This window comes from Rahnella variigena (assembly GCF_003610915.1).
GTDB lineage: Bacteria > Pseudomonadota > Gammaproteobacteria > Enterobacterales > Enterobacteriaceae > Rahnella > Rahnella variigena.
This window is the reverse complement of the sequence record NZ_NSDJ01000001.1, coordinates 3,418,966-3,435,972: the sequence shown is the minus strand read 5'-3', so window position 1 is coordinate 3,435,972 and position 17,007 is coordinate 3,418,966. Positions and strand designations below refer to the sequence as shown.

The 17,007-nt window shown below is 53.1% G+C and carries 24 protein-coding genes; 6 read left to right on the top strand and 18 right to left on the bottom strand.

Going from position 1 to position 17,007, the window contains the following annotated elements; genetic code table 11:
• The 13 genes from fliR to fliF form a co-directional block, all read right to left on the bottom strand.
• Entirely contained in the window at positions 1–786 is a 786-nt protein-coding gene (fliR, locus tag CKQ54_RS15925; RefSeq protein WP_120163041.1) for a flagellar biosynthetic protein FliR, read from the bottom strand.
• Positions 787–789: 3 nt separating this feature from the next.
• Positions 790–1,059 (bottom strand): flagellar biosynthesis protein FliQ, encoded by a 270-nt coding sequence (gene fliQ, locus CKQ54_RS15920; protein ID WP_104922231.1) that lies wholly within the window; start codon positions 1,057–1,059, stop codon positions 790–792.
• Between the two features lie 170 nt (positions 1,060–1,229).
• The gene (gene fliP / locus CKQ54_RS15915; RefSeq protein WP_120163065.1) at positions 1,230–1,967 is read right to left on the bottom strand and encodes a flagellar type III secretion system pore protein FliP; all 738 of its coding nucleotides are present in this window, start codon (positions 1,965–1,967) and stop codon (positions 1,230–1,232) included.
• Positions 1,968–1,990: 23 nt separating this feature from the next.
• Positions 1,991–2,347 carry a flagellar biosynthetic protein FliO gene (gene fliO, locus CKQ54_RS15910; RefSeq protein WP_244220266.1) on the bottom strand — a complete coding sequence of 119 codons (357 nt, stop codon included), beginning with the start codon at positions 2,345–2,347 and terminating at the stop codon, positions 1,991–1,993.
• 80 nt (positions 2,348–2,427) lie between these two features.
• Positions 2,428–2,844 (bottom strand): flagellar motor switch protein FliN, encoded by a 417-nt coding sequence (fliN, locus tag CKQ54_RS15905; protein WP_112291796.1) that lies wholly within the window; start codon positions 2,842–2,844, stop codon positions 2,428–2,430.
• On the bottom strand, positions 2,837–3,853 hold the full coding sequence (gene fliM / locus CKQ54_RS15900) for a flagellar motor switch protein FliM (RefSeq protein WP_120163039.1): 1,017 nt from the start codon (positions 3,851–3,853) through the stop codon (positions 2,837–2,839). Before fliM ends, fliN begins: the two co-directional genes overlap by 8 nt.
• 7 nt (positions 3,854–3,860) lie before the next feature.
• Positions 3,861–4,358: a flagellar basal body-associated protein FliL gene (gene fliL, locus CKQ54_RS15895; RefSeq protein WP_120163038.1), complete on the bottom strand. Its 498-nt coding sequence runs from the start codon at positions 4,356–4,358 to the stop codon at positions 3,861–3,863.
• A gap of 185 nt (positions 4,359–4,543) precedes the next feature.
• The gene (locus CKQ54_RS15890; RefSeq protein ID WP_120163037.1) at positions 4,544–5,926 is read right to left on the bottom strand and encodes a flagellar hook-length control protein FliK; all 1,383 of its coding nucleotides are present in this window, start codon (positions 5,924–5,926) and stop codon (positions 4,544–4,546) included.
• Positions 5,923–6,369, bottom strand: a complete 447-nt coding sequence (gene fliJ, locus CKQ54_RS15885) for a flagellar export protein FliJ (protein ID WP_120163036.1) — start codon at positions 6,367–6,369, stop codon at positions 5,923–5,925. The genes CKQ54_RS15890 and fliJ overlap by 4 nt, the downstream gene beginning before the upstream one ends.
• Before the next feature lie 26 nt (positions 6,370–6,395).
• Entirely contained in the window at positions 6,396–7,760 is a 1,365-nt protein-coding gene (fliI, locus tag CKQ54_RS15880) for a flagellar protein export ATPase FliI (protein WP_112291788.1), read from the bottom strand.
• A complete protein-coding gene (fliH, locus tag CKQ54_RS15875) occupies positions 7,760–8,515 on the bottom strand; it encodes a flagellar assembly protein FliH (RefSeq protein ID WP_167459669.1) in 756 nt (251 codons plus the stop codon). Before fliH ends, fliI begins: the two co-directional genes overlap by 1 nt.
• A 7-nt stretch (positions 8,516–8,522) precedes the next feature.
• Positions 8,523–9,515 (bottom strand): flagellar motor switch protein FliG, encoded by a 993-nt coding sequence (fliG, locus tag CKQ54_RS15870; protein WP_120163034.1) that lies wholly within the window; start codon positions 9,513–9,515, stop codon positions 8,523–8,525.
• Positions 9,512–11,221, bottom strand: coding sequence for a flagellar basal-body MS-ring/collar protein FliF (gene fliF / locus CKQ54_RS15865; protein ID WP_120163033.1), 1,710 nt, complete (start codon positions 11,219–11,221; stop codon positions 9,512–9,514). The genes fliG and fliF overlap by 4 nt, the downstream gene beginning before the upstream one ends.
• Positions 11,222–11,504: 283 nt before the next feature.
• Between fliF and fliE the strand changes: the two genes are divergently transcribed.
• Entirely contained in the window at positions 11,505–11,819 is a 315-nt protein-coding gene (fliE, locus tag CKQ54_RS15860; protein WP_120163032.1) for a flagellar hook-basal body complex protein FliE, read from the top strand.
• A 402-nt stretch (positions 11,820–12,221) separates the two neighbouring features.
• Here fliE and CKQ54_RS15855 read toward each other — a convergent pair whose 3' ends face one another.
• Positions 12,222–12,509: a hypothetical protein gene (locus CKQ54_RS15855; protein ID WP_147412495.1), complete on the bottom strand. Its 288-nt coding sequence runs from the start codon at positions 12,507–12,509 to the stop codon at positions 12,222–12,224.
• On the opposite strand from CKQ54_RS15855, the gene CKQ54_RS15850 reads away from it, so the two are divergent.
• Both CKQ54_RS15850 and CKQ54_RS15845 read left to right on the top strand, forming a co-directional pair.
• Positions 12,459–13,364 carry a bestrophin family protein gene (locus tag CKQ54_RS15850; RefSeq protein WP_112291802.1) on the top strand — a complete coding sequence of 302 codons (906 nt, stop codon included), beginning with the start codon at positions 12,459–12,461 and terminating at the stop codon, positions 13,362–13,364. The two genes, CKQ54_RS15855 and CKQ54_RS15850, sit on opposite strands and share 51 nt — an antisense overlap.
• A 145-nt stretch (positions 13,365–13,509) precedes the next feature.
• A complete protein-coding gene (locus tag CKQ54_RS15845; protein WP_112291778.1) occupies positions 13,510–13,749 on the top strand; it encodes a hypothetical protein in 240 nt (79 codons plus the stop codon).
• A 73-nt stretch (positions 13,750–13,822) separates the two neighbouring features.
• Here CKQ54_RS15845 and CKQ54_RS15840 read toward each other — a convergent pair whose 3' ends face one another.
• Positions 13,823–14,287, bottom strand: coding sequence for a GNAT family N-acetyltransferase (locus CKQ54_RS15840; RefSeq protein ID WP_112291776.1), 465 nt, complete (start codon positions 14,285–14,287; stop codon positions 13,823–13,825).
• A gap of 330 nt (positions 14,288–14,617) precedes the next feature.
• Here CKQ54_RS15840 and CKQ54_RS25540 point away from each other — a divergent pair, with 330 nt between their 5' ends.
• On the top strand, positions 14,618–14,791 hold the full coding sequence (locus CKQ54_RS25540) for a hypothetical protein (protein ID WP_165353196.1): 174 nt from the start codon (positions 14,618–14,620) through the stop codon (positions 14,789–14,791).
• A 139-nt stretch (positions 14,792–14,930) separates the two neighbouring features.
• Here CKQ54_RS25540 and CKQ54_RS15835 read toward each other — a convergent pair whose 3' ends face one another.
• On the bottom strand, positions 14,931–15,131 hold the full coding sequence (locus tag CKQ54_RS15835) for a DUF7736 domain-containing protein (RefSeq protein ID WP_120163030.1): 201 nt from the start codon (positions 15,129–15,131) through the stop codon (positions 14,931–14,933).
• 129 nt (positions 15,132–15,260) lie between these two features.
• Here CKQ54_RS15835 and CKQ54_RS15830 point away from each other — a divergent pair, with 129 nt between their 5' ends.
• A complete protein-coding gene (locus tag CKQ54_RS15830; protein ID WP_112291772.1) occupies positions 15,261–15,530 on the top strand; it encodes a hypothetical protein in 270 nt (89 codons plus the stop codon).
• Positions 15,531–15,648: 118 nt separating this feature from the next.
• Here the strand turns inward: CKQ54_RS15830 and CKQ54_RS15825 are convergent, their stop codons facing one another.
• Both CKQ54_RS15825 and CKQ54_RS15820 read right to left on the bottom strand, forming a co-directional pair.
• Entirely contained in the window at positions 15,649–15,924 is a 276-nt protein-coding gene (locus CKQ54_RS15825) for a hypothetical protein (RefSeq protein ID WP_112291770.1), read from the bottom strand.
• 239 nt (positions 15,925–16,163) lie between these two features.
• Positions 16,164–16,601: a DUF4186 domain-containing protein gene (locus CKQ54_RS15820; protein ID WP_208644591.1), complete on the bottom strand. Its 438-nt coding sequence runs from the start codon at positions 16,599–16,601 to the stop codon at positions 16,164–16,166.
• Between the two features lie 127 nt (positions 16,602–16,728).
• Here CKQ54_RS15820 and CKQ54_RS15815 point away from each other — a divergent pair, with 127 nt between their 5' ends.
• Positions 16,729–16,983 (top strand): hypothetical protein, encoded by a 255-nt coding sequence (locus CKQ54_RS15815; protein ID WP_112291766.1) that lies wholly within the window; start codon positions 16,729–16,731, stop codon positions 16,981–16,983.
• The last annotated feature ends 24 nt before the right edge of the window (positions 16,984–17,007 follow it).

The following is a 17,007-nucleotide window of genomic DNA, read 5'->3' as shown; positions in this document are numbered from 1 at the left end:
TTAATCCATCGCCAGCTGATTCATGATCAGCACGATCTTATCCAGGATCTCACTGAACAGATGCTCGCTGAACGGGGCGAGCATCGGCATCATCAGGCCTATCGCCAGAATACCGATGCTGAGCGTCAGCGGGAAACCGATAACGAAAACGGAAAGCTGTGGCGTAACACGGTTTAACAGGCCGAGCGCCATGTTCAGCGTCAGCAGCAATGTCACAATCGGTAATGCCAGCATCATTCCGCCGCTGAACACGATACTGCCCGCTTTGGCGACCGCCATAAACCCTTCGGCATTGACCGGATTATGGCTGATAGGCAGGGTGTGGAAGCTGTCAGCCAGCAGGGAAATCAGCCACAGATGCGCGTTAAACGTCAGGAACAACAGCACCGCCAGCAGGTTTAAAAACTGCGCCAGCAGCGGAGTGTTCAGGCGATTGCTCGGGTCATAAAACGTGGCAAAAGAAATCCCCATCTGCAAACCCATAATCTCACCCGCCATACGAATCGCCGCAAACGCCAGTTGCATGGTGATGCCTAACGCGGTGCCAATCATGATTTGCTGCATCGCCAGCCACAGCGCGGGGGTGGAGAAAATCGGCGTGTCCACCGGTGGCAGAGAGGGGGCAATCAGGAAGGTAATCATCATCCCCAGACCGAGTTTCACCCGGTTAGGGACTGACTTTTCACTGGTGATCGGCGCAGTGCTGATCAGCGCCAGAATTCGCAGCAGAGGCCAGAAATACATGCTCAGCCATCCGGCGAGCTGGGTGCTGTCGAAGGAAACCATAGATTACCCGATGATGTACGGCAGGTTGGAAAACAACGTGCGCATGTAATCAAGCAGCAGATTTAGCATCCACGGACCGGCGATAACGATAGTCGCTACCACGGCCAGGATCTTAGGGATGAATGACAGCGTTTGTTCGTTGATCTGTGTCGCCGCCTGCAACAGGCTGACGATAAGCCCGGTGACCAGCGCGGCCAGCAACAAAGGCGCAGCAACGGCTAATGCCACTTTCATCGCCTCGTTACCCAGTGCCATTACCGATTCAGGAGTCATTACTCAATTCTCACAAAAGAAGACGGGCGACTCCCTCCCCTGCGAAGGGGAGGGTTGGGGTGGGGTATGAATAGCAGCTCAGAATTTGAAGTTGCCTGTAAAACCCCCTCCCGGCCTCCCCCTTCGCAGGGGGAGGAGCAAAAAACGCCCATTAAGTTTGGCGTTTTGAATTAACTGTAAAAACTCTGCGCCAGGGAACCGAGTAACAGTTGCCAGCCATCGACCAGGACGAACAGCATCAGCTTGAACGGCAGCGAGATGGTGGCAGGTGGCACCATCATCATCCCGAGGGCCATCAGTACGCTGGCGACCACCAGGTCGATAATCATGAACGGAATGAATACGGTGAAGCCAATCTGGAACGCCGTTTTCAGTTCGCTGGTCACGTAGGCCGGCAGCAAAATACGCATCGGCACCGCTTCCGGGCCCGCCAGCGGAGGGATGTTCGCCAGTCGCGCATACAGCGCAAGGTCGCTTTCACGGGTCTGGCGCAGCATAAACTGGCGTAAAGGCTGAGCGCCTTTGTCCATTGCTTCCTGCATGGTGATTTTGTTTTCAGTAAACGGCTGATAGGCATCGCTGTAAATTTTGTCGAATACCGGCGCCATGACGAAAAAGGTCAGAAACAAACCCAGCCCCAGCAATACCTGGTTTGGCGGCGCAGATGGCGTACCCAGCGCATTTCGCAGCAGGCCGAGCACGATAATGATGCGGGTGAAACTGGTGCACATCAGCAGCATTGCCGGTAACAGCGTCAGCGTGGTGATAAACACCAGCGTCTGGATCGGCAGTGACCAGTTTTGTGCGCCGTTGGACATCTGCTGGCTGATGATCCCCGGCAGTTGCGCGAACGCCGACGGGCTGATTAACAGCAGCAGCGGCAGGCAAAAGGTAAGGGGGGATTTCATTATTTTCTTCACGACGGACAGAGTCATGCCTGCTTTCCCGGACGTTTCAACATTTTCTGCATCAGCTGACGGAAATCAGCGGGCGCGTTATTGGGATGACTTGAATCCGGCATCTGTTCAACCGGCGGCGCGCTCAGGGTATGCAGCGGGGTGATGTTTTGCGCGGTCACGCCCAGCACCAGCCAGGTGTTATCGACTTCAACAATCACCACTTTCTCACTGCGTCCGACCTGTACGCTGGCAGTCACTTTCAGCAGCTTGTTATTTTTAGACTGCGGCGCGAAACCGGCGCGCTTCACCACCCAGCCGATAAACAAGATCAGCAACAGAATGCCGCCAAGCACGGAACTGACCTGCGTCAGCACCGAACCGGCGGGCATTGCCTGAGGCGTTGCCTGCGTGGTGGCATGGTTTACCGGGCCGGAAATGTACGGAGAATCCGTCGCGGTATTCTGGCTCATCAGCGGCTCAGACGACGCATACGTTCGGATGGCGTGATGATGTCGGTGATGCGCACGCCGTATTTATCGGCGACGACAACCACTTCACCCTGGGCAATCAGATAGCCGTTGATCAGGATATCCAGCGGCTCCCCGGCAAGACCGTCGAGTGCAACCACCGAACCCTGCGAAAGTCGCAGCAGTTCTTTGATGGTCATTTTGGTGCGACCTAGTTCCACGGTCAGTTTCACCGGAATATCGAGGATCATGTCGATATCTTGCAAACTGCCGGTTCCGTCCTGGGCACCCAGCGCGGCGAAAACACCGTCAGTTGACGCTTTCGCGCCGCCCGCAGACTGTTGTTCGTTAAACGCATCAGCCCATAAATCGTCAACGTTATCCGATCCGGCGTCAGACGGTTTATTGGTGTCACTCATGGGGCTGTTCCTCATCTAGAGAATTTAAAATTGGGTTGATCAAATGTTCAACGCGCAGGGCGTATTGTTCGTTTAAAGTGCCATATTGGCTGGTCAGCACGGGCACACCATCGACATGGGCAATCAGACGATCCGGTTTTTCAATCGGCAGAACATCGCCCGGTTGAAGCTTGAGGATCTGCGACAGGCGCAGCGGAATTTCGACGAAATTCGCCACCAGTTCCAGCTCGGACTGCTGAACCTGAGTGACCAGATTTTCGCGCCACTGACTTTCTTCATTACGTGAGTTTTCGACCGGCGGATTGGTCAGTAACTCACGCAAAGGTTCGATCATGCTGAACGGAATACAGATGTTGAAATCACCGCTCAGCGCACCGATCTCCACGTGGAACGGCGTGGTCACCACGATATCGTTCGGGGAAGAGGTGATGTTGGTGAATTTGATCTGCAATTCCGCACGGACATATTCCACGCTCAGCTTGTAAACGCCGCTCCAGGCATCTTCGTAGGCATCGAGTGCCAGTGTGAGCATGCGTTTGATGACCCGCTGTTCGGTGTGGGTGAACTCGCGCCCTTCGACTTTGGTCGGAAAACGGCCATCGCCACCGAACAGGTTATCCACCGCGATAAACACCAGGCTTGGCGCAAACACAAACAGAGCGGTGCCACGTAAGGGTTTCAGGTGGATCAGGTTGAGGTTAGTCGGTACCGGCAGGTTGCGTGCAAACTCGTGGTAAGGCTGGATTTTGATCGGCCCTACGGTGATGTCCGGGCTACGGCGTAAAAGGTTAAACAGCCCCATACGGAAATGACGGGCAAATCGCTCGTTAATGATTTCCAGCGCCTGCAACCGCTCACGAACAACGCGGCGTTGCGTCGTGGGGTCAAAAGGTTTTACACCGTCATCAGACGCGGCGGCCTGTGCGGTTGCCGTATTATCGGGTGCGCTGTCACTGTCACCATTGAGCAGCGCGTCGATCTCGGCCTGTGAAAGAATGCTGTCGCCCATAATTTGTTTATCGCAGTATGAAAGCAGTGAAAAGCACGTCGTTGATCACCTGAGGGGGCTGACCTTTGACCAGTGGCGCATCCAGAACCTGTTTGATGTCCTGAACCAGCTGTTGTTTACCGGCTTCGCTGACTAAATCAGACGTTTTCTGACGTGACAGAAGCAACAACAGGCGGCTGCGGACTTCAGGCAGATATTCATTAAGCGTAGCGCGGTTCTTTTCATCCGGCAGACGCAGGGTCAGGCCGATATACAGCACGCGATCCGGGTCGTTATCCGGCGTTTGCAGGTTAACGGTGAAGGTGTCGAGCGCCAGGAAAATAGGGGCCGCAGGCGGTTCATTCTTCTTCGCTTCCGCAGCCTGCGCTGCAGTTACGGGCTGTTTATGCAACATCCACCAGGCGTAACCGGCTGCACCACAGGCTCCGATGGCAATCAGTAACAGCAGAATCATCATTAACGGGCGCTTTTTCTTACGCGACGCCGAGAGAGCAGAGTCAGACATGGATGGGGCGATTTCCTGTAAGTATGAGCAGAGTTGCGAGGGAACCGCGAAGCTGCTGAGTCAATTCTGACAATGATTATCCCGCTTATCCTGTTGTTCAATAGTCAGAATAGGCGGGAAAAATAAGGTCAGCTCTGCCGTTTGAATTAAGGTCGCACAGGCAGGGCTGAAACATCAGGTAACGATTATGCGAAGATATCCACGCTATTGTTGCCGCCGATCCGCTGGGCGATAGACGCCGGAACCGGCAGGGCATCGCTGGCAGATGTCGTGCTGCCGCCATTAAATGCTGCCCAGCTGGCCGCATTCCCCTGTTGTGAACCGGACTGACCGCTTTGCTGCTGCGCCTGTTGCCACTGCGAACTGTCGCTGCCGACGCTGCTCTGACCGAGGCTGATGCCGTTGTCGGCCAGTGCTGTTTTCAGATCCGGTAACGCGGCTTCTATGGCAGAGCGCACGCCGCTGTGGCCGGAGACAAAGTGCAGCTGCGCCTGATTGTTTTCAATCTTCATGCTGATTTGTATCGAACCCAAATCTTCAGGATGCAGACGAAGTTCTGCGGTTTGTTGTCCCTGACGGTTAAACATCATCACCTGCTGACCGAGCTGCTGCTGCCATTCAGGCGTACCGAGCTGTGCGTTGAGCAGCGGGGTAGACGGGGCGGTAACCGCGGTGGTGGTGGTCGGCGTGGTGGAAACCGGCGCAGAAGAAACGGCAACCGCCGCGGTGTTCAGCTGATTCAGTGACTGCATGCTGTTATCCAGCGTGCTGCTGTCGTTCTGCTGTAACGCTGCGGCATTGCCGCTGGCGGCGCTCATTGAAGCCAGCGCACTGCTGAAATCAGGTGTATTTGCGGTCGTGGCTTTACTGGCGGCATGTTGTGATGACGCGGTCGTCGTATTCGCCGCAGTGGCAGCTTTCGGATCGGTATCGGTGACGGCAGTTTTACCTTCACCGGTCAGTAAAGAAGACGCGGTCAGACCGGAAAGCAGCGAGCTTTTTTTGTCTGCACTGGTGGCGTCATCGCTGGGGGTCTGCGTTACCACCGCACTGGCGGTTTGCACCTGTTGTGCCGGTTGCTGCTGCGCGGCTAACTGCGCGAACAGCGCCTGCAACGGCAAGGTATTGGCATCGTCAGTTTTGCTGTCTTTGTCTTTATCGCTCAGCCCGGCGTTTTTTACCGCCGATGCGTCGCTGCCTTTCAGGCTGCCATTCGGCAATACCTGAATGGCGGCGATCATTTTGCTTAAATCACTTTCATCAAGCATCAGACTGCCGTCGTTTTCGCCGGTGGTCACCGCCTGAGTCAGTGTGGCTTTATCGACGGTTTCGCCTTTGGCTGAAATCTGCTGACCGAGTTTGGCTAACGTGCTGGTCAGTTTAGGGTCGAGTTTCGAGCCGAGCTGGGCTTCCAGCTGGCTGGCGAAATCGGCCGGTGAAGTCGCCGTGCTATCGCTGATCGCTGATGCGTCAGCCGCAGAAGCGGTTGCTGATGATGAACTGCCGGACGCCGCGCTCGCGGTGGTCTTTGCCGTGGTCACGGCAGCAGGCAAAATATTCAGATTCATGATTGTTTCTTCCTGTGTGCGCTGCGCTGGGCGAACTCATCGTTTTGCTTTTGATCGAGCTTGTTTTCCAGAGAACGCTGTTGCTCACTGGCGCGGGATTGCAACGTCTGGTAAGCATTGAGCCGTTGCTGCTTGTCCTGCCACTGGTTTACGGCGGCGTTAAGCCGCTGATCCCACTGTTGTAATTGTTTGCGGTGCTGATCAATCGCCACTTCCAGCGTGCCGATAAACTGCTGGTAGTTCTGCCAGGTATTCGCCGCAATCCCGCCGGTCATGGTGGTATTGAGCTTTTCCCGGTACTCACGCTGATAGTTGAGCAGCATGGTGAGCTGTTCTTGAGCCTGATGATGTGACTGCCTGATTTGCCCCAGATGACTGGTGGCCTGATCCAGCGCTTTTTGCGCCAGAGAACAAAGGGTGATCAATGGTGATGCGTTTTCCATCTGATTTACCTTTATCGGTTAAAAAGTTAGCCCGGGAACAACATATTCAGTTCCAGACAGGCGTCTTCGTAGGTACTGCGTTCCATGATGTCCTGCTGGAGGAAGTTCTCCATTTGCGGATACAGTTTTATCGCGCGGTCAAGCATCGGATCGCTGCCTGCGGCGTAAGCGCCGACGCTAACCAAATCGCGGTTGCGCTGATAGCTGGACAACAGTTGTTTGAAATTACGCACACGGCCGTACTGGGCGTCATCAATCAGCGATGTCATGGCACGGCTGATAGACGCTTCGATATCAATCGCCGGGTAATGTCCCGATTCCGCCAGACGGCGTGATAACACGATGTGCCCGTCAAGAATGGCGCGGGCAGAGTCAGCAATCGGATCCTGCTGGTCGTCGCCTTCGGTCAGTACGGTATAAAACGCGGTGATCGAACCACCGCCGCTGATGCCATTACCGGCGCGTTCAACCAGCGCAGGCAGTTTGGCAAACACGGAAGGCGGATAGCCTTTGGTGGCCGGAGGTTCACCGATAGCCAGCGCGATTTCACGTTGCGCCATCGCATAACGGGTCAGGGAATCCATGATCAGCAACACATGCTGACCGCGGTCACGGAAATCTTCGGCGATGCGCGTGGCATACGCCGCACCCTGCATACGCAGAAGAGGGGAAACGTCAGCCGGTGCGGCGATAACCACCGAACGGGCGCGACCTTCGTCACCTAAAATGTTTTCGATAAAATCTTTGACTTCACGGCCACGTTCGCCAATCAGCCCGACCACGATCACGTCGGCTTTGGTGTAGCGCGCCATCATGCCGAGCAGCACGGATTTACCGACGCCGGAACCGGCGAACAGCCCCATACGCTGACCGCGACCGACGGTGAGCAGGGCGTTAATGGCGCGGACGCCGACGTCCAGCACATCGGTGATCGGTGTACGTTGCAGCGGGTTAAACGGTGGCGTGATCAGAGCGGCGCGATAACCGGTATCCGGCGGCGGCAAACTATCGAGCGGTTTGGCGCTGCCATCCAGCACGCGGCCCAGCAACTGCGGCCCCAGCGGCAGTTGTTTGCCTGCGCTCTGACCATCCGCGGCGATACGGGCATAAACCCGCGCACCTGGCAAAATCCCTTCGACTTCTTCCAGGGGCATCAGGAACAGACTTTGTCCGTTAAAGCCGACCACTTCACTTTCGACTTCCTGCACTGCTGGCCCGTCGTGGCGCTCAATCAGACACGTTGCGCCCAAAGGTAACTGCAGGCCGGTGGCTTCAAGGACCAGACCCGTTGCCCGCGTCAGACGGCCATAACGGCGAACCGACGGCGTGCGGGCCATGCGTTTTTCCGCGTCATCAAGCGTTTTCAGCAGGCGGCTCAGGCGGGCGGTCATCAGAGATCTCCCGGTGCCGCAAGACGGCACAGTTCATGCCAGCGGGTAGCCAGTGACGCGTCCATATCGCCATCTTCTGCGCTGACTTTGCAGCCACCGCTGTGGATCTGGCTGTCGGCCAGCAAACGCCAGCCGTTCATGCTCAGGCTGGCACCAAGCTGTTGCTCGACGCGCTCGAAATCGGCCGGATTGACACGCAGCTGCGGTTTGCCTTTAAACATCGGCTCCTGCTGGATCAGCTGTTGAATCTGATTAAGCAGGGCAGAACCGTCACAAATCGGTGCCTGACCAATAATCTGTTTGGCAGCGGTCAGCGCCATCTGCATCAGACGTGAAGCGATCACGCTGTCCAGTGCATCCAGCGTTTGCTGGAAATCCGACACCATATGCTGCCAGTGCTCAGTCAGTACGGCCTGTTGTTGCTGGCCTTCCTGCAAACCCTGTTGCTGTCCGGCTTCCTGACCTTGCTGGAAACCGGCGGTATAGCCTTGTTTCTGACCGGCTTCCAGACCCTGCTGGAAACCCTGCTGTTCAGCGCGACGTTGCAGATTCAGCAATTCATTCTGATCGACCTGAAGTTTGGGCTGTCCGTCGTCCGGCTCCTCTTCGCCGTCAGCCAGCAAAGGTTCATCAGGTTTGCTGAAAACAGGGACTGCGAGGTCGCCCGGTCTCCACGGCTGCCACGGCAAGGCATTAATACGTTCGGCGTTGCGCTCTTCAGCGGTTTTCTTTTCCGGCGCAGGTTTGTCGGACATCGGGTTATCAGACATAGGAGTCCTCGCCGCCGCCAACCATCATTTCGCCGGATTCTGCCAGACGACGCACCGTCTGCAGGATAGCTTTCTGTTCGTTTTCGACCAGAGACATACGCATCGGACCGCGGTTCGCCAGGTCGTCGCGCAGGATATCGGCCGCACGCTGGGACATGTTGCGCAGGAACTTGTCGCGCAACGGCTGTTCCGCCCCTTTCAGTGCCACCAGTAACGATTCGCCTTCGACTTCCTGCAACAGGCGCTGGATACTGCGGTCGTCCACATCCACCAGGTTTTCGAACAGGAACATCTCGTCGATAATTTTCTGTGCCAGCTCGCCGTCGTAACCACGAACCGCTTCGATAACTGCTTCTTCCTGCTGCGTTTTCATCAGGTTGATGATTTCTGCCGCAGTACGAATACCCCCCATCTTCGAACGTTTGAGGTTCTGGCCGTCGAGCAGGTTGTTCAGCACTTCGGTCAGTTCCGCCAGCGCCGCTGGCTGGACACCGCCGAAAGTGGCGATACGCAGCATGACGTCGTTACGCAGACGCTCGTCGAACAGCGCCAGAATATCTGCCGCCTGACCCCGTTTGAGGTGGACAAGGATGGTGGCGATAATCTGCGGATGCTCGTCGCGGATAAGATCGGCTGCCATCAGCGGTTCCATGAAGTTCAGTGTCTCCATGCCGCTGGTGGTTTCGCGCGATTCCAGAATGTCTTCCAGCAGGCTCGACGCACGTTCTTCGCCGAGCGCTTTGGTCAGAACCGCACGCAGGTATTCGCTGGTGTTCACGCTCAGCGCCGCGTACTGCTCGGATTCGTCTTCAAACTCGTTAAGGACTTCCGCCAGTTGCTTGTTAGAAATCTGATGGATGTTGGCCATCGCGGCACTGATTTGCTGGACTTCGCGAGGGGAGAGGTGCTTGAACACCTCCACCGCGCGGTCTTCGCCCAGGGTTATCATCAAAATGGCGCTTTTTTCGGTTCCGGTCATAGTCATGGTTGTTCGGTACTCATCCATTGGCGGATAACCAGGGCGACGATACGAGGATCCTTATCGGCCAGCTCCTGAACACGTTGAGTCTGCACTTCGACGCTGACGCGTTGCTGTGAACGCTTACGTTTCTCCAGCTCGTCGTTGCTGAGTTTGACCGGCTTGCTGCCTTCAGGCTGCGGCAGGGACGCGGCGAGAGCGGCTGCCGCTGCGGCATCTTTCTCTGCCTGCTGTTTGCGCAGCATCGGACGAACCATCTTGCGCCACAGCAGCCAGGCCACAATCAGCACCAGTAACCAGCGACCGGCATTGAGTAACTGATCGAAGAACGCCTGTTGTTTCCAGAACGGCAATTCACCGGTGTCGTCGGCCGCTTCGTTGAACGGTGTGTTCACCACGTTCAGCGTATCGCCGCGCTCCTGCGAGAAGCCCATCGCTTCACGCACCAGATCATCAATTTTCTTCAACTGATCGTCAGTCAGCGGTTTGGCTTTGCCGTCCGTACCAACCTGATAGTTAACGACGACTGCCGCAGACAGGCGCTGAACGGCACCGGCGCTGTGCTGGGTATGAGTGATGGTGCGATCCACTTCATAGTTGGTGGTTTCATCACGACGACGGTTAGACGGACCGGAAGAACTGGTATTGCTGGCAGTGTTCTGCGCGTTATTACCGGCCTGATTCTGTGCGCCGTTAGCATTGTTAGCCGCTGGCGGATTGGTCACCGGCGCGGTTGCAGCCGGTGCTGGCTGATTGCTCAGCGCGCCCGGCACGCCACCAACAGCAGTTGCGCCAGTCTGATCACTGGTACTTAACTGACGTGAACGCACTGCTGCTTTATCCGGCGAGCCGTTCGGCTGGTAATTTTCATCCGTCTGTTCGCGGCTGGCGTAATCAATCTGAGCGGTGATTTGTGCGTGAACGTTACCGTTACCGACCACCGGTTGCAGGATGGATTCGATACGACGTTGCAGGCGGCCTTCCACTTCGTTGGCGTATTTCAGCTGGGAAGCATTAAGGTCGCGGCCATTGTTATCGGATTGCGTCAGAAGGTGACCGCTCTGGTCTACCACGGTGACGTTAGCCGGAGGCAATCCTGAAACGCTGCTCGACACCATATAAACGATGGCATTGATCTGACCGTCATCCAGCGCGCGACCCGGTTGCAGGTTCAGCGTTACGGAAGCGGAAGGATTTTTTTGTTCGCGGACAAACAGGGAAGGCTTAGGAATAGCTAAATGCACACGGGCGCTGGACACCGGACCGAGAGTTTCGATGGTGCGGGAGAGTTCACCTTCCAGCGCGCGTTGATAATTAATCTGCTCGCTGAACTGACTGATACCAAACTTTTCCTGATCCATCAGTTCAAAACCAACAGCGCCACCTTTCGGCAAACCGGCAGCCGCCAGTTTCAGACGCGTTTCATACACTTTATCAGCAGGAATAAGCAGTGCGCCGCCATTATCAGAAAACTGATAAGGGATATTCATCTGAGTCAGCTGAGTGACGATGGCACCGCCATCCTGGTCACCGAGGTTGCTAAACAACACCTTATAAGTAGGCTGTTTGGCCCACAGCATCATAACAACAACAATAGCCACGGCGGCCGCAGCAGCGATGGCGATAGGAATTTTTGGGTTGGCGCGCAGGCGATTAAGCAACGCAGTAAAACCGCTTCGAGGGGGTTCTGCGCCGGCTATTGCGGAACTCATACAAGATCCCTATTTAGCTGTTGGATGGTGGTGTTCATATTGTCTCTTAACAAAACAGACTCCCAGGTGGCGCAATCGTTGAAGCGTGACATTTTTCAGTCCTCCGTAAAGGCAGGCCTATTTTCTAGGTGAGCCATTATTTGCCCCTCAAGGCAAAGTTAATGGCCCGATAAGCCATGGTTTTTAGGTTCAATTACCGCGTTTAGGAAAAAACTGATGTGATAGGGTGTCATTCCATGAAATAGGCCATTTGTACCGTGACACCCCGACAGACGGAGAAAACATGTCAATTCAAGGCATTGAGAGCGTTTTACAGCAGATGCAGGCCACTGCCATCCAGGCAGGCGCGGCACCGCAGACCGATACTGCATCAGAAGCGGGTTTCGCCAGCGAATTAAAAGCGGCATTAGGCAAGATCAGCGAAACGCAGAACAACGCGAAACTGGAATCTGAAAAGCTCGAGATGGGCGTTCCCGGCGTCAGCCTGAACGATGTGATGGTCGATCTGCAAAAATCGTCAATTTCACTGCAACTGGGGGTTCAGGTCAGAAACAAACTGGTGGCGGCGTATCAGGATGTGATGAATATGTCGGTGTAAGTAAGCCGGTTTTCAAATTTCACAATGAAATCAATTAAATTGTACCTGTAATCCGAAGGGGTTAGCGGGGGCAGTTTATTTGTGTTTGGGAATGAAAAGGATTTATTTTCACACATTTTTGTATTTTTGATTTTTAAAAACAAATGTCTGAAAAACGGTATTAGAAAAACAAGGCGGTAAAACGATTAATAATTGTCCTCAGCGTCTTTAGCCGCTGATTTCATTACTCTCCATACCACCAGCGCTGCCAGCAGAATAAAGATAACCAGAGAAATAAGTAAAATTGTCAAAGCCCTAATCCTTCAATGTATTTGGAAGGTCGCCGTGGACTGTCGCCATATACTGAAGCGGATGTTCAAACTATAGCGGCAGTTGAAGCACTGCGGCGAAAATGAACATCATTCAGTGAATACAAGAATTGCGGCTCAATACTATTATCGGCACGAAGTAACCACAACGTGAGGGGCAGAGGAGAATTGTTGCAAATTGTTTAGTTACGTTATTATTACAGTGTAATGGGTTGTTAGTGCTTTCAAGAAAAAATGTTACCGATGTCACAAAATTGTCCTTTGCATGTGCAGGTTTATTTGCAAGAATCGCAAAAAAAATCGCTTCACCTGCATAAAGCACCTGCTCAAAATGATAATCCGTCCTCCCCGTCACTGGTTCTTGCGTTTGTTCGCCTGGCATGGCTCAGTCCTGCCCAGTATTTTGTTCCGTCTGAGTCTCAATCTGCTGATGTCACTGGCTGCCATCCTCAGTCTGCCCTGGTACGAGACGCTGGGGGTTAAGCTCACGCTGGCGCCTTTCAGCCTGCTCGGGGTGTCCATCGCAATCTTCCTCGGCTTTCGAAACAGCGTGGCTTATTCACGCTATACAGAAGCCCGGCAACTGTGGGGCGGATTGCTGATTGCCTGCCGTACGTTGCAAAGTCAGGTGATGGCGGTGTGTCCGGGTGAGGCGCAGCGTGTGACAGCACTGTTGCTGGCATTTTGTTACAGTCTTAAACATCAGTTGCGCCACAGCGATCCGCGTCCTGATTTGGAGCGTTTGCTGGGTGAGGATGCGGAAGACATTCTGTCGCGCCGCGCACAAACCAACATGGTGCAGCTGCGGCTGTCGCAATGGCTGGCCGAACGTCGCCGGACCGGCGAGCTGTCAGATGTGGTGTATGCACACATGGATACCACGCTTTTACAGCTTTCTCAGGTGGTCGGCGGGTGCGAGCGCATCGTCAGCATGCCGATTCCGTTTGCTTACGGTCTGTTGCTGCACCGCACGGTCTATTTATTCTGTAGTCTTTTGCCATTCGCACTGGTCGTTGATCTGCATTACATGACGTTGCTGGTGTCGGGCTTTATTTCCTACACCTTCCTGTCGCTGGACACGCTGGCGGAAGAGCTGGAAATGCCATTTGCTTATGCCAATAACCACCTGCCGATGGATGCCATGTGTACCAATATCGAGATTAACTTGCGTGAGATGAACAACCAGACGCAGCTGCCGGACACGCCAGTGCCGGACAAACATTTTCGTCTTAGCTAGATGTGACGGATTGCACGAAATGAACATTATTTGTTCGGTGAATGGACAAAATTCTTAAGATTCACAAGGCTGTCATAATTGCGAAACAAAAGTGAAATAACCTATTGGGGCAAACACAAATCCAATCCGTTCTCACGAGGTATTTATGTCAGTCATTCAGGCCAAATCATTGCACGAAGCCGAAGACCTGCTTAATTCCGGTATAGTGAAAAAAGTCGAACTGGCTTTTAATATTAACAGTGATGAGTTTTTTAAACTCGCGCTGGAATGCGGTGACCGGGGTGCGAAAATCACTAAGGGCAAAGAACACTTTGTTATCACCTTCAAAAAGTGGGTTATTCCTTCCAATGATCTCACGGCAACGAAAAGCAACGTTTTGATGTAATGGCTTTTCGCGTCTCCATAACACTGTCAGAAGGCAGCGTTATGGAGATATTTGTTTTCCTGCCTGTAACGCTTTATGCCACCGCTTTCATCATATAAACACTGAGCGGATCCGGTGCCTGCTGATAATCCCCAAACGCCTGCGTCCGTGAATAACCCAGTTTCTCGTACAGGGTAATGGCCTTTTCCTGAAACACGCCCGTTTCCAGAAACAGCTCCCGGTGTCCCAGCGCTTTCAGTTTCTTTTCCATTGCGGCGATCAGCAGCGATGCGATACCTTGCCCGCGAAACAAAGGATTTACATAAACCCGTTTCATCTCAGCCAGCCCCTGTCGGGTAATGTACAGGCAGGCGCAACCGGCCCAGTCGTCATCTACCTTCGCCATGAAACAGGTAATTTCACCTTCATCAAGCTCAGTGATGTTAATCCCCTGAAAAGATTCAGGCGGATAAAGCGGGTATTGATACGCGTCCAGCTCTGCAATAAGCCGGGTTAAATGCGGGTGGGTGGCATCGGTTTCAAAAATCTGGGCACTCACAGCGTGGGCTCTCATTGCAACAAAATGGACAAGTATTCTTAACCGGAATTACACCAAAAACAAGGGAGCAAATAAGGGAACTGTGGGCTGAAAGCCGTGCAGATGCAGGAAGAGTGTAAAATTTAATGATGATCTGGAAACGTCTGTCAGAGTTGTCTGATTTTCAACCACTGCGTTCTTTTTATAGGTTATACCTAATTCATTTCAGTAACATTTATCCAACGTGATTAATGTATACAATGAAATAACTCTGTGTGATTAATAGAAGGCGCATGATCACTCAGGGTGCAAAGAAGTAAAATATAAGAAATTGATTCTAAGGATAAAAATATGGCTGTCTATCCTGTTGGCGTTTTTGTCACGCTTACTTTTACACCAGGTTTGTTTGAAGTTGTCGCTGTGCTGGATGAGCTTACGCCAGTGCAATACCAGGTCATGAATGTGGAGACCGGAAATGTGATCCGGGTGAATGAAAACTTCATCCGGGGGATTATAAAACCCTAAACTTCAACGCATTAAGCTTAAGAGATCAGAGGCCGGACAGGCAAACTGTCCGGCCTTTCTTATTCATCAGGAAACACGTTTATCAGGAAATACGTCTATCTTGAAACGAGTTACCAGGAAACACGGACCCGCGATCAGGTTAATCAGGCATCAGGTTGTTAAAATCTTCTTCATACAGGCCACGGCACTCTTGCATAAATTCCGGGTAGCCCAGTTCAGACGTCTGAACTTCGCGGCCCAGACGTTTTTCCAAATCCTCGTGAAACCACTCAAATTCGCCATGCAGAATGCCGGTAAAACCGGTCAGGATGATGCATTGCTCTGGCGTTAATTTTTTCACGGCCAATCCTTATGATGTTTTGAGCACAATAAATGCTGAAAGAGAGAAGTGCTTCACGCCGGTATCCGGCAGGACGCGGTGACATATTCTATCCTTTAATTAATCTCACTGGAAAACAAGGAGTCACATATGGATCAGGATCTGTTTGAACAGGCACCGTTGCCGTTGCTTACACGTTTTCAGGTAGGCGACCGGGTAAAATTACTCACGTTTCCGGTGGGTGTTCATCCGGCCAGTTATCAGCTTGATGTCGTGATCACCAGCATTCAGGACGGCGAATTTGAGGGGGAAATCCTGCGCATCGCCCCCCTCGGGCGGCTGGGACACCATGAAGCGCACTTTACGCTGGGCGGTCACGTCGCTTTCTTTGCCAGGAACATTCAGGGGATGGCGGCGTAAACCATAATGGCCTTTTGCAAAAAATACGTCTGGCGGCCATAAAAGTTCTGGCGGCCATAAAAGCAAAAACCCCGCGAAACGGGCGGGGTTCAATGACTTCATCATAATGTAGTGCGGATTACATCAGGGGCTTAACGTGCTTGGTCAGCGCCTGGTTACTTAATTCATCAGCCTTGATTTTCGAACAATTTCCGCAATAGCCAACGAGATACCAGTTCCCGTCTGCCCCTTTTTCCGGATTCACTTTGTAGCGCTCATTTTGTTTACCGTAAAATTCGCGCTCTGCGTGCTTTGATGCATCTTCCCAGAAGCACAACGAAAACTGATGGCATTTATCGACATGCCGTTGTCCGTTGCGACTTCCTCCAACCAGTAAATAATGATACTCAGACATGCATGCTCCTTTTCCCAATGTGGGCAATTATCCTGACAACAAGTTTCGAACTCGTTTCACCTGGAAAAACCATCTTAAAGACTGCACAAGAAGCACTGCTAAAAGGGGGCGCTCAGGGCTACCCATGACACTTTTTTAAATTCCTTAAAATTATAGAGCACGATGGGGGACTGGCTGGTGAAAGCTAAAAATATGTGATGAAAGTCACTTTTTATTTTTCTCTGAGTGTGACATTCCTCTTACAACAAATTGAGTTGTTGTGCTTCATCGCCGTTATCGGGCTTTTTCTGCTTAGGTTTTCGCGGCTTAGCGACGGGAACAGGGCGCTGCATTTCAGTATTCAGCCAGTGCATGATTATCGTAACGGTATAATCTTGCTGGACTTTTGACATTTCGGTATGCGCGGGAATGCCATGCCATTTTTCCAGACATCCCCGGCAGCAGGTGGCGGTCGCGTGTTGCGCGATAAATACCGGATGGCCGCGCATAGGAGTCTGTTTCCCATCATTTTGCGGTTCGGATGGCGCAAGACGGCTGGCAACAAAATCTGCAGCGTGGCGGCTGATACCTGCCGCGCCTTTATCCTGACAATAAGAATACTCTTTCGGGCCAAGATGGAAGCGCTGGCGGAAGGGAGAAGCCGCCAGGCGCTGAAAAACAGCTTCAGTGGAAAACATTGTCATTTGTCCGTTTAAAATCTACACGCTGAAATAGCGGGTCAAACCCTATCAGCTCAGCCTTTCGCATTGATGCCCACGTGCTAGGCTGGCCTGACTGATTCACTAAACCCGGCAGGCTCCCGCGATGGCAGAAAAACATGTTATAGATTTGGTCATGACGGTCAACAAACACGCCGAAGAAACTGCCATGCAACAAATGATGTTGCGCAATTTTATCATCGTGATGTGCCGCAGCATGACCGAAGAGCAAAAAAATCAGGTGAGATGGCAGATGCGTCAGATTCATCAGGTCACAGATGCGGAGTACCGTGACGGGGATGTGCAGTTACTGGAAAAAGCCCGCCGTGACGTAGAAATCATGCTCGAACTGATCAATTAGGTTTCATCTGATGTCCGGGGCACA

What these genes read in the sequence shown, in the direction of transcription:
- fliR (WP_120163041.1), bottom strand. Translation starts at nt 786, where the DNA reads ATGGTTTCCTTCGACAGCACCCAGCTCGCCGGATGGCTGAGCATGTAT.
- fliQ (WP_104922231.1), bottom strand. Translation starts at nt 1,059, where the DNA reads ATGACTCCTGAATCGGTAATGGCACTGGGTAACGAGGCGATGAAAGTG.
- fliP (WP_120163065.1), bottom strand. Translation starts at nt 1,967, where the DNA reads ATGAAATCCCCCCTTACCTTTTGCCTGCCGCTGCTGCTGTTAATCAGC.
- fliO (WP_244220266.1), bottom strand. Translation starts at nt 2,347, where the DNA reads ATGCCCGCCGGTTCGGTGCTGACGCAGGTCAGTTCCGTGCTTGGCGGC.
- fliN (WP_112291796.1), bottom strand. Translation starts at nt 2,844, where the DNA reads ATGAGTGACACCAATAAACCGTCTGACGCCGGATCGGATAACGTTGAC.
- fliM (WP_120163039.1), bottom strand. Translation starts at nt 3,853, where the DNA reads ATGGGCGACAGCATTCTTTCACAGGCCGAGATCGACGCGCTGCTCAAT.
- fliL (WP_120163038.1), bottom strand. Translation starts at nt 4,358, where the DNA reads ATGTCTGACTCTGCTCTCTCGGCGTCGCGTAAGAAAAAGCGCCCGTTA.
- CKQ54_RS15890 (WP_120163037.1), bottom strand. Translation starts at nt 5,926, where the DNA reads ATGAATCTGAATATTTTGCCTGCTGCCGTGACCACGGCAAAGACCACC.
- fliJ (WP_120163036.1), bottom strand. Translation starts at nt 6,369, where the DNA reads ATGGAAAACGCATCACCATTGATCACCCTTTGTTCTCTGGCGCAAAAA.
- fliI (WP_112291788.1), bottom strand. Translation starts at nt 7,760, where the DNA reads ATGACCGCCCGCCTGAGCCGCCTGCTGAAAACGCTTGATGACGCGGAA.
- fliH (WP_167459669.1), bottom strand. Translation starts at nt 8,515, where the DNA reads ATGTCCGACAAACCTGCGCCGGAAAAGAAAACCGCTGAAGAGCGCAAC.
- fliG (WP_120163034.1), bottom strand. Translation starts at nt 9,515, where the DNA reads ATGACTATGACCGGAACCGAAAAAAGCGCCATTTTGATGATAACCCTG.
- fliF (WP_120163033.1), bottom strand. Translation starts at nt 11,221, where the DNA reads ATGAGTTCCGCAATAGCCGGCGCAGAACCCCCTCGAAGCGGTTTTACT.
- fliE (WP_120163032.1), top strand. Translation starts at nt 11,505, where the DNA reads ATGTCAATTCAAGGCATTGAGAGCGTTTTACAGCAGATGCAGGCCACT.
- CKQ54_RS15850 (WP_112291802.1), top strand. Translation starts at nt 12,459, where the DNA reads ATGATAATCCGTCCTCCCCGTCACTGGTTCTTGCGTTTGTTCGCCTGG.
- CKQ54_RS15855 (WP_147412495.1), bottom strand. Translation starts at nt 12,509, where the DNA reads ATGCCAGGCGAACAAACGCAAGAACCAGTGACGGGGAGGACGGATTAT.
- CKQ54_RS15845 (WP_112291778.1), top strand. Translation starts at nt 13,510, where the DNA reads ATGTCAGTCATTCAGGCCAAATCATTGCACGAAGCCGAAGACCTGCTT.
- CKQ54_RS25540 (WP_165353196.1), top strand. Translation starts at nt 14,618, where the DNA reads ATGGCTGTCTATCCTGTTGGCGTTTTTGTCACGCTTACTTTTACACCA.
- CKQ54_RS15830 (WP_112291772.1), top strand. Translation starts at nt 15,261, where the DNA reads ATGGATCAGGATCTGTTTGAACAGGCACCGTTGCCGTTGCTTACACGT.
- CKQ54_RS15825 (WP_112291770.1), bottom strand. Translation starts at nt 15,924, where the DNA reads ATGTCTGAGTATCATTATTTACTGGTTGGAGGAAGTCGCAACGGACAA.
- CKQ54_RS15820 (WP_208644591.1), bottom strand. Translation starts at nt 16,601, where the DNA reads ATGTTTTCCACTGAAGCTGTTTTTCAGCGCCTGGCGGCTTCTCCCTTC.
- CKQ54_RS15815 (WP_112291766.1), top strand. Translation starts at nt 16,729, where the DNA reads ATGGCAGAAAAACATGTTATAGATTTGGTCATGACGGTCAACAAACAC.